This is a genomic window from Streptomyces sp. NPDC017246 (assembly GCF_044331325.1).
Taxonomy (GTDB): Bacteria; Actinomycetota; Actinomycetes; order Streptomycetales; family Streptomycetaceae; genus Streptomyces.
The window spans coordinates 61694-74276 of the sequence record NZ_JBIRMW010000001.1 but is presented as its reverse complement, the minus strand read 5'-3'; the positions used below and the strand labels follow the sequence as shown (position 1 = coordinate 74276).

Sequence of the window (12583 nt, the reverse complement as noted above, 5' to 3'; positions counted from 1 at the left end):
TGTCCGGCGGGTGCGCCCGCGCCGGCCGGCGGGTGCGCCGAACGGGTGGCGCGGTGCCCCGTCCCCGTACCAGCATCGCCGTTCATGACCTGGTACTTCACCGAGGACGTCGCCGCCTTCCGTGCGGCCGCCGCCCCTCTGCTGGCCGCCGAGCCGGCCCGTAACACCGCCGTCCTCACCCTCATGGACCGCGCCGAACGGCTCGGCTGGTGGACCGCGCCGGACGGCGGGGTCGCCGGGGTGCTCGCGGTGTCCCCGTCGCGCGTGCTCGCCTTCGGGGCGATCACGGTGGAGGCGGCCCGCGCCCTCGCGTCCGAGGTCCTGGGAGGAGCCGCGGAGGAGCCGGCGGAGGTACGGGGGGAGACCGGGCCCGCCGAGGCCTTCGCCGAAGCGTTCGCGACCGCCACCGGCCGGTCCTGGACCCCGACCGTCCGCATGCGGCTCTTCCGGCTCGGCGCCCTCACCCCGCCGGACCCCGCGCCCCCGGGCCGGGCCCGTGCCGCCGGCGCCGCCGACATCCCGCCGGTCGCCGCCTGGGCCCGGGAGTTCGCCCGGGACATCGGGGAGGACGCCGACGCCGAGGACTTCACCGGGCCGGTCACGGAGCGGATCACCGAGCGCCGTCTCCTCCTCTGGGAGGGCCCCGACGGGCGCCCGGTGTCGACGGCGAGCGTCTCCCGCACGATCGAGGGCCAGGCCCGCGTCCACCTCGTCTACACCCCGCCCGCCGAACGCGGCCGCGGGTACGCCGCCGGTGTCACCGAGGCGGTCAGCCGTGCCGCCCTGGACGGCGGGGCCGCCCAGGTCCTGCTCTTCACGGACCTCTCCAACCCCACGAGCAACGCCCTCTACCAGCGCCTCGGCTACCGGCCGGTGGCCGACCACCTGGGGGTGACGTTCCGCTAGGGCCTGTCGTCACATTCCCGTCTGCCCCGCGGGCGACGACGGGAATCTGACGACAGACCCTGGGTCACCCGTCGGCGGGCACCCGCAGAGCCGCCGCCTCGCGGGCCAGCGTCTCCACCCGCGCCCAGTCGCGGGCAGCGAGGGCGTCGGGCGGCAGCATCCACGTACCGCCGACGCAGCCGACGTTCGGCAGGGAGAGATAGCCGGGGGCGTTGGCGAGGGAGACGCCGCCGGTCGGGCAGAAACGGGCCCGGGGGAGCGGTCCCGCGAGGGACTTGAGATACGGGACGCCGCCCGCCGCCTGGGCCGGGAAGAACTTCATCGCGTCCACGCCCTGTTCGAGCAGTGCCACGACCTCCGAGGCCGTCGACACGCCCGGAAGGAACGGCACCCCCGACTCCCGCATCGCGCCCAGCAGCCGCTCGGTCCACCCGGGGCTCACCAGGAAGCGGGCCCCGGCGCCGACCGCGTCGGCCACGCCCGCCGTCGAGACGACCGTCCCCGCGCCGACGACCGCGTCCGGGACCTCGGCCGCGATCGCGCGGACGGCGTCCAGCGCGGCCGGGGTGCGCAGGGTGACCTCGATCAGGGGCAGTCCGCCGGCGACCAGGGCGCGGGCCAGGGGTACGGCGTCGGCGGCGTCCTCGATCACGACGACCGGGACGACGGGGGTTTCGGGGGCAAGGTCGAAGACGCTCGTCATGGGCCTCATCCTGCCCACGACGAGCGCCTGCCGCAACGACCATTGCGGAGGGTGCAACGAACCTCGTCGGGTTCTAGTGGATCTCGTCCACCAGAACGTCCAGCGACCCCGGCTTCCCGGTCTCCTCCACCACGTACCCGAGGTCCCGCAGAGCCTCCACCAGCTCCTCCGGCGACCGCGGCACCGCGCCCGCCTCAAGGAGACTCCGGACGATCCGCCCCTTCGTCGCCTTGTTGAAGTGGCTGACCACCTTCCGGGTCGGCGCGTGCAGCACGCGCACCGTCGCCGTCCGCGCCGCCACCTCCCCCTTCGGCTTCCACGCCGACGTGTACGCCGACGAACGCAGATCCAGCACCAGCCCGTCACCGGCGGCCTCGGGAAGCACGGAGGCCATCGCACCCCGCCAGTGCCCGCCCAGCGCGCCGAGCCCCGGCAGCTTGACCCCCATCGAGCAGCGGTACGACGGAATCCGGTCGGTCACCCTCACCGCGCCCCACAGCCCCGAGAACACCAGCAGGGACTGCCCCGCCCGCCGCTTGGCCGCCGTGTCCAGGGTCGCCAGACCCAGCGCGTCGTACAGCACGCCCGTGTAGATCTCCCCGGCCGGACGCGCGCCCGCCGTCCGCAGCTCCACGTTCTTCGCGACCTCGCCGCGCAGCCCCTCGCTCAGACCGAGCACCCCGCGCGCCTTCTCCTCGTCGGCCGCGCACAGCTCGACCAGCTCCTCCAGGACGGCCGCCCGCGCCCCGGCGAGCCCCGGCAGGGACAGCGACTCCGGCTTGAGCGGCGCCCCGCGCCCCGAGGAGGCCTTGCCCTCGGAGGGCGGCAACAGCACGAGCACGGTGGTTCTCCTTCGTCCGTACGGGGATGGGGGTGCGGCCCCAGGAGCCCAGCGTACGAGGTACGACACCCGACCCCGTACAACGAGCCGCGACCCCCCACCGCGCGAGGTGCCGTGCCCTCCCCGTCCAAGGTGCCGCGCCCCTCCCCGCCCCATACGCTCGGTCCATGCCCCGCCGCCACATTCACGTGACCGGCGCAGCCGAGGCTCCGCTGCGGGCCGCCCTGCGCGCACTCCGTACCGAGCTCGCGATCCCCGAGGACTTCCCGCCCGCCGTCCTCGCCGAGGCCGAAGCCGCCGCGAAAGCCCCCCGGCTCCCCACGTACGACGCCACCGACCTGCCCTTCCTCACCGTCGACCCGCCCACCTCCACCGACCTCGACCAGGCCATGCACCTGGCCCGCAGGTCCGACGGCGGCTACCGCGTCCACTACGCCATCGCCGACGTCGCCGCCTTCGTCACCCCCGGCTCCGCCCTCGACACCGAGGCCCACCGGCGCGTCCTCACCCTCTACTTCCCCGACGGCAAGGTCCCCCTCCACCCCACCGTCCTCTCCGAAGGCGCAGCCAGCCTCCTCCCCGGCGAACCCCGCCCCGCCCTCCTGTGGCGGATCGACCTCGACTCCGACGGCCGCCGCGTCGCCACCGACGTCCGCCGCGCCCTCGTCCGCAGCCGCGCCAAACTCGACTACGCGGGCGTACAACGGCAGATCGACAGCGGAACGGCCGAGGAACCCGTCGCCCTCCTCCGCGAGATCGGACTCCTCCGCGAAGCCCTCGAAGGCGAACGCGGCGGAATCTCCCTCAACGTCCCCGAACAGGAGATCGTCGAGCAGGACCACACCTACTCCCTCGCCTACCGGGCCCCGCTCCCCGCCGACGGCTGGAACGCCCAGATCTCCCTCCTCACCGGCATGGCCGCCGCCGACCTCATGACCGCCGCCGGCACCGGCATCCTGCGCACCCTCCCCACCGCCCCCGACGGCGCCGTCGCCCGCCTCCGCCGCTCCGCGCAGGCCCTCGGCGTCGACTGGCCGCACCACGTCTCGTACGCCGACGTCGTCCGCGCCGCCGACCCCACCGACCCGCGCCAGGCCGCCTTCCTCCAGGAGTGCACCACCCTGCTGCGCGGCGCCGGATACACCGTCTTCACCGACGGCCACATCCCCACCCCCGCCGTGCACGCCGCCGTCGCCGACGAGTACACCCACTGCACCGCCCCGCTGCGCCGGCTCGTCGACCGGTACGCGGGCGAGCTGTGCGTCGCGGCGGTCGCGGGCGACGAACCGCCCGAGTGGGTACGGGCCGCCCTGCCCGCCCTCCCCGACGAGATGGCCGAGGGCTCGCGCCGCGCCAACACCGTCGAGCGCGAGAGCGTCGACATCGTCGAGGCGGCGCTGCTGCGGGAACGCGTCGGCGAGATCTTCGACGCGTACGTGATCGACGTGAAGGAACGCGAACCGGCCGTGGGCACCGTCCACCTCGACGACCCGGCGGTCGTCGCCCGCATCGAGGGCGGCGACTCCCGGCTGCCGCTCGGCGAGTGGCTGCGGGTCAGACTCGCGGAGGCGGACCCGGGGACGGCGAAGGTGCTGTTCGCGCCCGCGTGAGCGCCGCGTCGACGGCGCGGTACAGGGCCCGAGGGTCGTCCGCGTGGAACCGGATCAGCCGTACCGGTCGGGGCGCGCCGAGCAGCCGGGGCACGTCCACCGGCCCGGTCAGCTCGACGGTCACGGAGGTCTGCGAACCGACGGCGAGATTCAGCTCGCCCTCGGCCTTCTCGTGCGAGAACAGCAGCTCCTGGCGCACCGCCGTGATCCGGTCCAGCGGAACGCCCAGATCGACGTGCGCGGCCTGACGCAGCCGCAGGACGTCACCGGTGAGGGTGTGCGGACGGGTCACGGCGGCGGCGTGCAGCCCGAGGACGAAGAGCACGGTGTAGACGTCCAGGACGAGGACGATCGCGTGGACCAGGGGCCAATCGGCGAGCAGGTACGACATGCCGACGGTCTCGACCAGGCACACGAACGCGAAGCCGTACATCAGCGCCGCCTGGTCACGCGCGTGCGGGAACACGGCGTCCGCGCCGGCGACCCCGTGCGGCCGCCGCGCCACCCACCGCACCAGACTCACGGTGATCCGCAACTCGTGCCCCAGCAGCCGCAGCACGGCCTCGGGCACCAGCTCGGCGACCGCCTCCCCCCGGGACAGCCCCCGCCGCCGCAGTCGCAGATAGACGAGACCCTCGGCGAGCAGCAGCGCGACGACGACCAGCTCGGCGACGGCGACGACGGACCCGGGTATCCGGACCCCGCCGAGGAGAAGGACGACGAGGACGGCCTCGGCGGGAAGAGCGAGGCGCGCGACCAGCCGGAGAAGACGAAGAAGAGGCGGGCGGGTGCCGCCGTGATCCGTCACTGCCCCCGCTCCCGTCGCTCCCGCACCAGGCGCATCGCCAGACGGACGGCCGCGGACTGCGCCGGAGCGAGGTCCGCGAAGAGGGCGTCGGCGAGCGAGGCACCGGCGGCACCGCCGGTGCCGCCCGACGCGGCGGTCGGGATCTCGACCCCCAGCTCGTCCGGCAGACAGGCGGCGAGCACCCCCGCGGCCTCCGCGACCCGGGGATCGTCCGCAGCCGCCCCGGAGAGGGCGTCGAGGAGCGGGTACACCTCACGCGCGTGCTCCGCCGCGCCCTCCATCAGACCCAGCAGCCGGGACCGTTCCTCCTCCGGCACGACGACGTCGAGCAGCGCCAGGATCTGCCGGTCCTTCGCCGCCATCGGGGACTCCGGCAGCTCGCCCAGACCCGCGAGCAGCGCGGAGAGCTCGGGGGAGACGGGCCCGTCGGCGGGCAGCCGGCCCGCCCGCGCCTCGTCGAGGAGCACCGCGAGGCGCTCCCGGCGCTCCCGGATCTCCGCCTCCTGACGGGCCAGGTCCCGCGACAGCTCCTCCAGCACCTCCACGAGCCCCCGCCCCTCGTCGTCCGCGAGCACCCCGCGTACCTCGTCGAGACCGAGCCCCAGCTCGGTGAGCCGCCGGATCCGGGCGAGCAGCACGGCGTCCCGGACGCCGTACTCCCGGTATCCGTTGGCCCGCCGCGCGGGCTCGGGCAGCAGACCCGACTGGTGGTAGTGCCGCACGGCCCGAGGGGTGACCCCGACCAGCGCGGCGATCTCGCCGATACGCATGCGCCCAGTAGAAACCCTGACGCTGCGGCAAGGTCAAGCGCGGTCCGCCGCACCCTCCCGGTCATGTGCCACGATCGAGCGAACGACCCCGATCACAGGGACGGCGGGTACCTCGATGTCCGACGATCACGACATGACTGCCATGTCGCACGAACCGCTCACGCAGGCGGACATCCTGTTGGAGGGCTTCCTCGCTGAACACGCCGGAGGGCTTCCGGGCGGAGCTGATCGAGGGGGAGATCGTCGTGACACCGCCGCCGGACGGGGACCACGAGGACTACATCGGACTGATCGTCGGGCAGGTGTACCGGCGGTCGAAGACCGAGATGCAGTTCTCGGGGAACAAAGGCCTGACGCTGAAGGAAGCGCCCGGTGCGCCGAGAGACCACGTCATTCCGGACGGTACGTTCGCGCCCGAGGCGCTGCGTCTGTACCGGGGAGCGGACTCCTGGATGCCGTGCGCCGGTGTCGAGCTGGTACTGGAGGTCACCTCCCGCCGCCCCCACGTGGACCGGGAGACCAAACGGCGCTGCTACGCCCGGGGCGGCATCCCGCTCCACCTGCTCGTGGACCGGGACGCGTCCACCGTGACGCTGTTCAGCGATCCGGAGGACGGCGAGTACCTCCGTCGAGACCTCGCACCGTTCGGCAAGTCCCTTCCCCTGCCCGCCCCCTTCCGCTTCGACCTCGACACGGCCGACTTCCTCTGAATCGGCGGGTAGCATGGTCGGCACGGCAGACGAGCCGGGCGGGCGGCCGCGTGGAGATCCCCGGATCTCCCCGAGGAACGTCCGGGCTCCACAGAGCAGGGTGGTGGCTAACGGCCACCCGGGGTGACCCGCGGGACAGTGCCACAGAAAACAGACCGCCGAGGACTTCGGTCCTCGGTAAGGGTGAAACGGTGGTGTAAGAGACCACCAGCGCCTGAGGTGACTCAGGCGGCTAGGTAAACCCCACTCGGAGCAAGGTCAAGAGGGGACACCTCGGTGTCCCTGCGCGGATGTTCGAGGGCTGCTCGCCCGAGTCCGCGGGTAGACCGCAGGAGGCCGGCGGCAACGCCGGTCCTAGATGGATGGCCGTCACCCCGATGACCGCGAGGTCCCGGGGGACAGAACCCGGCGTACAGCCCGACTCGTCTGCCGGCTGACGTGAAGAGGGCCCCTGCCCGGGCGCGACGCCTGGGCAGGGGCCCTTTCCCGTGACGTCTCAGGGGCGCCGGACCTCGAAATGGAAGCAGCCGTACTCGACGGCGCGGACGTGCACCACGGCCACCGCCGGGTCGGCGAACGCCTCAGCGAAGGCCTGGTCGAAGCCCTCGCCGGTGGCCTCGGGGATCTCCAGGAGGCGCCCCCCGACGATCCGGCCCGCCGCGTCGTACCGACGGAGGGTCCGGAGCGCCCCGGCCCGGGCGAAGGGGTACTCCTCCGAGGGCGCGGGCCCACCGCACTCCGCGGCGTGGACGAAGACGGGCCCCTGCTCGTCGTACGCGCCGGGCTCGGCCCCGGTCTCGGCGGCCCAGCGCCGCAGCGGAGCGTAGGAGACGAGCGCGATCAGCTCGCCGGGCTCGGAGAGACGCAGGCAGCAGCGCAGCGGATCGCCGCCCTCGGCGGCGGTGTAGGGCAGGCAGGCGCGCCCCGCGTCGTCGGCGACCCGCAACTGGGCGAGGGCGGAGGGCGGGACGGGGCGGGCGGGGTAGGTGGTGGGGTGGACGGTGGCGTTGGTCGTCATACGGCCAGGGTCACGCGGTGCGACGTGGAGTGCTGGCGCTATTCGGACGCGGCGTTGGAGGGCCTGTGGCGAGAGGGCGCTGTTCGGGGCGGGCGTCTCCCAGGTGCTGGGGGTGGGCCGGGTTGGTGGGTGGCGCGTGGGACCGCCGCCGCACCCACCCCTGTCGCCCACCCCGTGTACCACGTGCGGAACGTCCTGTTCGCGGGCGTGAAACCGCGGCCGCGGGACCGTCAACGGCGTCAGCTCACCTCCGTCCCCGCGCTCGTCGTTCCCGCCGACAGCAGCCTCTCCGCCAGCACGCGACAGCGCTTCCCCAGTTCCGGCGGGTCCAGCACCTCGAAGTCGTGCCCCAGGAGCAGTACGTGCAGGAGCACGGAGTCCAGGTCGGCGCCGCCGCCGAGTACCTCGCAGTGCTCGTTTCCCCGCTCGTGCACGACGGCCGCCGACGGCGGGACCTGCGCGCGGACCGTGTCGGCCGGCGCGCGCACGAGGAAGCGTGCCCGGTGCGGGTAGACCCGGCTCGCCACCCCCTCCTGCACGTACGCCGCCGCGTCGGGCGCCTCCCGGGGCCGGAACCGCCAGGTCCGGGCGGCCACGGCGGTCATCCTGTCGACGCGGAAGGTCCGCCAGTCGTCGCGGTCGAGGTCGTACGCGAGGAGGTACCAGCGGCGGTCCGAGCCGACCAGGCGATGGGGCTCGACCCTGCGCTGCCGCACCTCGTCCCCGGAGGGATAGCCGAAGCCCGCCTCGACCTCGTCGCGGCAGGCCCGGGCCAGCGTCATGAGCACCTCCGGGTCGACCGGCGTACGGCGGTCCGTGCCGAAGAACTCCACCGAGCCGGAGAGCGCGCGCACCTCGTGCCGCAGCCGGGTGGGCAGCACCTGGTCCAGCTTGGTCAGGGCCCGCAGCGTGGCGTCGCCGGAGCCGGCGGCCGCGCCGGCGAGCAGCGAGACCGCGGTGGCGATCGCCTCCTCGTCGTCGAGGAGCAGCGGCGGAAGGTCCTGCCCCCGGCCGAGCCGGTAACCGCCGCCGACCCCCTGGCCGGCGTGCACCGGATAGCCCAGCGCGCGCAGCCGTTCGACATCGCGCCGTACCGTCCGCGACGTGACCCCGAGCCGGGCGGCGAGCTCCGGGCCGGTCCAGAGCCGGCGCTGTTGCAGCAGCCCGAGCAGGGTGAGTACCCGCTCCGTCGTACCCCGCTCGTTGCTCGCGTCCATGGCGACCACCCTCCCAGAGGCAGCGGGGAATGGCGGACCGATTCTGTCCGCCAGGGATGTCACGGTGGCCGCACGGCCGCGGACGCGCTCGACTGGGAACAGGGCGTACACCCGCTACCGCTTTCGCTCAATCGAACGGAGCAGCACGATGAGCCGCCATATCCAGGTCACCTTCGACGCTCACGACCCGCGGGCCCTGTCGTCCTTCTGGCGCGACGCGCTGGGCTACGTCCACCCCGGCCCGCCCGGGGTCGACCTGCCAGAGGGGGCCGACCCGCTGGCCGCCTGGGACGACTTCCTCGCGCGGATCGGCGTACCGGAGGAGGAGCGCAACACGCGGTCGGCCATCGAGGACCCGGAGGGGAGCGGCCCCCGGGTGTTCTTCCAGCGGGTGCCGGAGGACAAGGCCGCCAAGAACCGTGTCCATCTCGACGTCCGTGCGGCCCCAGGGCTGGCGGGGGACGAGCGGATGGCGGCGCTGGAGGCCGAGTGCGAGCGGCTCGTCGCGCTGGGAGGGAAGCGGCTGCGCCGCTTCGAGCCGGAGCCCCCGATGAGTGCCGGATGGATCGTGATGGCCGATCCCGAGGGCAACGAGTTCTGCCTGGACTGACGTTCCCGTTCAGCTGCGGCAGAGCGCCGTGTCCACGGCCTTCAGCACACCGTCGATGCCCGCGTCCTCCGTCGGGATGCTCGTCACCGCGACGTTGGCGGCGCGGCCGTCGTCGGTGACGCCGCCCCGGGTCTCGTAGCCGGCGATGTCACCGCCGTGGCCCCAGTAGACGCCGCCGCACGACAACGGCCTGCTCATGAGCCCCAGTCCGTAGTGGTAGTCGGTGCCCACGATGGGGACGGTGGTGCGCATCTGGGCGCGCTGGGCCTCGGGGAGGAGGAGGTCGCTGCCGAGGAGCGTGCGGAAGAAGCGGTTGAGGTCGGAGTTGGTGGAGATCATCTGGCCCGCCGCCCAGCCCGCAGAGGGGTCGATCTCGGTGAAGTCGCGCAGCGGCGCGTCCGGAGTCAGCCGGTGGTAGCCCTTCGGGTGGCGTTCCCGGATGGTCCTGTCCCCGGGTGCGGGGAAGTAGGTGTGGCGCAGCCCGGCGGGTTTGACGACGCGCCGGTCGATCTCCTCGGGGAGGGGGCGGTGGGTGACCTTCTGGACGATCAGGCCGGCCAGCACGTAGTTCGTGTTGCTGTACGCCCACTTGTCTCCGGGCTCGAAGTCGGCCTTGTACCGCAGGGCGATGTCGACGAGGTCGCGGGGCTCGAAGTACTGGTGCTGCAGCAGCTCGTCGGGGACGTACCGCCCGTAGTCGGGGATTCCGCTCGTGTGCTGGAGGAGCTGACGGACCTTGATGCGGTTCCCGTCGATCCCCTCCCCGCGTACGAGTCCCGGGAGATAGGTGTCGACCGAGGCGTCGAGGTCGATCTTCCCCTCGGCGACCAGTTGCAGCACGACCACGGCGGTGAAGGTCTTCGTGTTGCTGCCGATCCGTACCTGACCGTCCCTGGGCACCTTCGCGCCGGTGGCCAGGTCGCCGACTCCCGCCGTGTAGGTACGGGTGCGGCCGTCGCGGTCCCTGACGGTCGCCAGCGCGGCGGGCTGGCCTTCGCGCACCAGGACGTCGAGGCCCTGCTGGACGGTGTCCGGCTTGGCGACGGCGAACGCCGGGGGCGGCGCCAGGGCGCCCGCGGTCACCACGGCGAGGGCCACCGCCGCCGCGGCGGCCGGCGCCCCGCGTCGGCGGCCCCTCGTCCGCGTCCGGGGGAGACGGAACCTCGACGTATTCGTCTTCGCGGCCTGCGAGTTCATGTGCTGTCCTTCCGTCGAACGGGCAGGACACGATCATGATTTCCGGGGCGCGGACGCGCATCGCGGGAAGGCGGGAGAAAGTACTCCCCCGATCGGGGGAGGCCGGGCGGGGGCCGCCCGTTCATACTGGCCGATGATGATCAAGGGAATCGGGGCGCTGCTGCGCCGCTCCACGTACGCGGGCGCGCTGTTCGGCGGGGCCGGTGTCCTGGCGAGCCTTCCCCTGCTGTCCTTCGCGCTGTTGCCCGCGCTCGCCTGGCGATCCGCCCCCGCGGCCGTGCGGTTCGTCGTGGTCCTGCTCGTCTGGGCCGCGCTGATCGGGCTGGTCGGCCTCGCGCGCACCACGCGACGGGTGCTGATCGTGTCCGCCCGCCGCCTGCTGAAGGTGTCGCTGCCGGACCCCACGGCCGCGCGCGGGCCCACGCGTTCGCCCGCGCCGTCCGTCGCCGACCGCTGGCGGACCCCTCTCTGGCTGCTCCTCCATGTGACGCTGGGCTGGTCGGGGGCGCTGGCGGGCGGGGTGCTGCTCTTCGTCGCCCTGACCCTCCCGGGGGGCTGGCTCGACGCCGAACTGGGGCTGAGTCTGTTCGGCCGGTCGGTGCGGGTGGCGGGCGGCTGGCAGAGCTGGGTCCTGGCGCTCGGCTGTCTGTTCCTCGCGGCGGTCGTGTGCGCCGCGGTGACCAAGGCTCTGCGGTGGTCGGCGCCCCGGCTCCTCGGACCGTCGGCGGCCGAGCGGCTCGCGCTGGCGGCCGAGCGGGAACTCCGGCTGGCCGAACGCAACCGGCTGGCGCACGAGTTGCACGACTCCATCGGGCACACGCTGACGACGACCACGATCCAGGCCGCGGTGGCGGGCGAGCTGATGTCCGACGACCCGGTGGCGGCGCGGGCCGCCCTGCGCAGCATCGAGGAATCGGCCAGGGCCGCCCTTGAGGACCTGGACTACGTCCTCGGCGTCCTGCGTGAACGGGAGGCCGAGACGGCCCCGTCCCGCACCCTGGCCGACCTGCCCGAACTGCTCGACCGGCTGCGGCACGCGGGCGCGGTGGTGGAGCTCGACGTGTCGGGGGACCCGGCGCGGGTGCGGGGGACGCTGTCGCGGGCGGCGTACCGCATTCTTCAGGAAGGCCTGACGAACGCGATGCGGCACGGCGCGGGCGGACCGATCGAGGTCCGGGTCGCGGCCGCGCAGGACGTCCTGGAACTCGGTGTGGTCAACCGGGCCGGGGCCGGGGCCGGGGCCGGAGCGGAAACGGGTGAGGGTGCCGGTGAAGGCGTGGCCCGGGGTGCGCGCCGCGCGGGCGCCTTCCCGACGTCCGGGCACGGACTGCCCGGCCTCGCCGAGCGGGTGCGCCTGCTGCACGGGCAGATCGTCGCCGGCCCGGACGGGCCCACGCACTGGCGCCTGGCGGTCACGCTGCCCGTACGGTTGCCGGCATGACCGGCCCCGATACGAGCGAAGTCGTCACCGTCCTCATCGCGGACGACGACGAGGTGACCCGCAGCGGACTGCGGACCCTGCTGTCCGCGCAGCCGGGGCTCGCGGTGATCGGGGAGGCGGCCGACGGCGTCGAAGCGGTCGAGCGGGCGCGGCGACTGCGCCCCGACGTGGTCCTGATGGATGTACGGATGCCGCGCCGGAACGGGATCGAGGCCACCCGGCACCTCCTCGCCGACCCGGCGGAGCAGGGCGAACCGCCGAAGGTCGTCGTGATCACCACCTTCGAGAACGACGACTACGTCACCGCCGCGCTCGGCGCGGGAGCCAGCGGATTCGTCCTCAAGCGCCTTCCGGTCCGGCAGATCGCGGAAGCCGTACGAGTGGTGGCGGCGGGGGAGGCCATCCTCTTCCCGGCGACACTGCGCCGGATGGTCGCCGCCCGCCCGCTGGACTCCGCCGAGGCCCTGCCCAGGGCGGCGCTGACGGGGCGGGAGGAGGAGGTGCTGCGCCTGATGGCCACCGGCCTGTCCAACCCGGAGATCGCGGAGTCGCTCACGGTCAGCCTGGAGACGGTCAAGACGCACGTCGGGAACGTCCTGACCAAGCTCGGCGCCCAGAACCGCACCCACGCGGTGGTCATCGCGTACGAATCCGGTCTGGTGGTGCCGGGCTTCACCGCCTGATCCGGCCGTCCGACCCGGCTGATCGCCCCGGCCGCCCGACCCGGCCCGGCCGATCCGGCCGGGGAGGCC

The 12583-nt window shown here is 73.8% G+C and carries 12 protein-coding genes, 1 other RNA gene and 1 pseudogene; 7 read left to right on the top strand and 7 right to left on the bottom strand.

Translation table 11 applies throughout. From position 1 onward, the window contains the following. The first annotated feature begins 84 nt into the window (after positions 1-84). Positions 85-906: a GNAT family N-acetyltransferase gene (locus tag ACH4MY_RS00350; RefSeq protein WP_397995366.1), complete on the top strand. Its 822-nt coding sequence runs from the start codon at positions 85-87 to the stop codon at positions 904-906. Positions 907-970: 64 nt separating this feature from the next. Here the strand turns inward: ACH4MY_RS00350 and eda are convergent, their stop codons facing one another. Together eda and yaaA are read right to left on the bottom strand one after the other, a co-directional pair. Next, the gene (eda, locus tag ACH4MY_RS00345; RefSeq protein WP_397995364.1) at positions 971-1609 is read right to left on the bottom strand and encodes a bifunctional 4-hydroxy-2-oxoglutarate aldolase/2-dehydro-3-deoxy-phosphogluconate aldolase; all 639 of its coding nucleotides are present in this window, start codon (positions 1607-1609) and stop codon (positions 971-973) included. Between the two features lie 73 nt (positions 1610-1682). Continuing rightward, positions 1683-2450, bottom strand: coding sequence for a peroxide stress protein YaaA (gene yaaA / locus ACH4MY_RS00340; protein ID WP_397995361.1), 768 nt, complete (start codon positions 2448-2450; stop codon positions 1683-1685). A gap of 167 nt (positions 2451-2617) precedes the next feature. On the opposite strand from yaaA, the gene ACH4MY_RS00335 reads away from it, so the two are divergent. Then, positions 2618-4060: an RNB domain-containing ribonuclease gene (locus ACH4MY_RS00335; RefSeq protein ID WP_397995359.1), complete on the top strand. Its 1443-nt coding sequence runs from the start codon at positions 2618-2620 to the stop codon at positions 4058-4060. Here ACH4MY_RS00335 and ACH4MY_RS00330 read toward each other — a convergent pair. After that, entirely contained in the window at positions 4005-4868 is an 864-nt protein-coding gene (locus ACH4MY_RS00330) for a hypothetical protein (protein WP_397995356.1), read from the bottom strand. The two genes, ACH4MY_RS00335 and ACH4MY_RS00330, sit on opposite strands and share 56 nt — an antisense overlap. Then, positions 4865-5638 carry a MerR family transcriptional regulator gene (locus ACH4MY_RS00325; protein WP_397995353.1) on the bottom strand — a complete coding sequence of 258 codons (774 nt, stop codon included), beginning with the start codon at positions 5636-5638 and terminating at the stop codon, positions 4865-4867. Before ACH4MY_RS00325 ends, ACH4MY_RS00330 begins: the two co-directional genes overlap by 4 nt. A gap of 133 nt (positions 5639-5771) precedes the next feature. On the opposite strand from ACH4MY_RS00325, the pseudogene ACH4MY_RS00320 reads away from it, so the two are divergent. Together ACH4MY_RS00320 and rnpB are read left to right on the top strand one after the other, a co-directional pair. Further along, positions 5772-6348, top strand: a pseudogene (locus tag ACH4MY_RS00320) (Uma2 family endonuclease). A gap of 30 nt (positions 6349-6378) precedes the next feature. Next, positions 6379-6777: RNase P RNA component class A (gene rnpB, locus ACH4MY_RS00315), an RNA gene on the top strand. Positions 6778-6844: 67 nt separating this feature from the next. Here rnpB and ACH4MY_RS00310 read toward each other — a convergent pair. Continuing rightward, positions 6845-7366: a DUF1203 domain-containing protein gene (locus ACH4MY_RS00310; RefSeq protein ID WP_397995350.1), complete on the bottom strand. Its 522-nt coding sequence runs from the start codon at positions 7364-7366 to the stop codon at positions 6845-6847. Positions 7367-7605: 239 nt separating this feature from the next. Further along, positions 7606-8583, bottom strand: a complete 978-nt coding sequence (locus ACH4MY_RS00305) for a helix-turn-helix transcriptional regulator (RefSeq protein WP_397995347.1) — start codon at positions 8581-8583, stop codon at positions 7606-7608. A gap of 148 nt (positions 8584-8731) precedes the next feature. Between ACH4MY_RS00305 and ACH4MY_RS00300 the strand changes: the two genes are divergently transcribed. Further along, positions 8732-9193 (top strand): VOC family protein, encoded by a 462-nt coding sequence (locus tag ACH4MY_RS00300; RefSeq protein WP_397995344.1) that lies wholly within the window; start codon positions 8732-8734, stop codon positions 9191-9193. 9 nt (positions 9194-9202) lie between these two features. Here ACH4MY_RS00300 and ACH4MY_RS00295 read toward each other — a convergent pair whose 3' ends face one another. Beyond that, positions 9203-10390, bottom strand: a complete 1188-nt coding sequence (locus tag ACH4MY_RS00295; protein ID WP_397995342.1) for a serine hydrolase domain-containing protein — start codon at positions 10388-10390, stop codon at positions 9203-9205. 136 nt (positions 10391-10526) lie between these two features. On the opposite strand from ACH4MY_RS00295, the gene ACH4MY_RS00290 reads away from it, so the two are divergent. After that, complete coding sequence (locus ACH4MY_RS00290) at positions 10527-11831, top strand: sensor histidine kinase (RefSeq protein ID WP_397995339.1); 1305 nt, start codon at positions 10527-10529, stop codon at positions 11829-11831. Then, positions 11828-12514, top strand: a complete 687-nt coding sequence (locus ACH4MY_RS00285) for a response regulator (RefSeq protein WP_397995336.1) — start codon at positions 11828-11830, stop codon at positions 12512-12514. The genes ACH4MY_RS00290 and ACH4MY_RS00285 overlap by 4 nt, the downstream gene beginning before the upstream one ends. Positions 12515-12583: the final 69 nt, after the last annotated feature.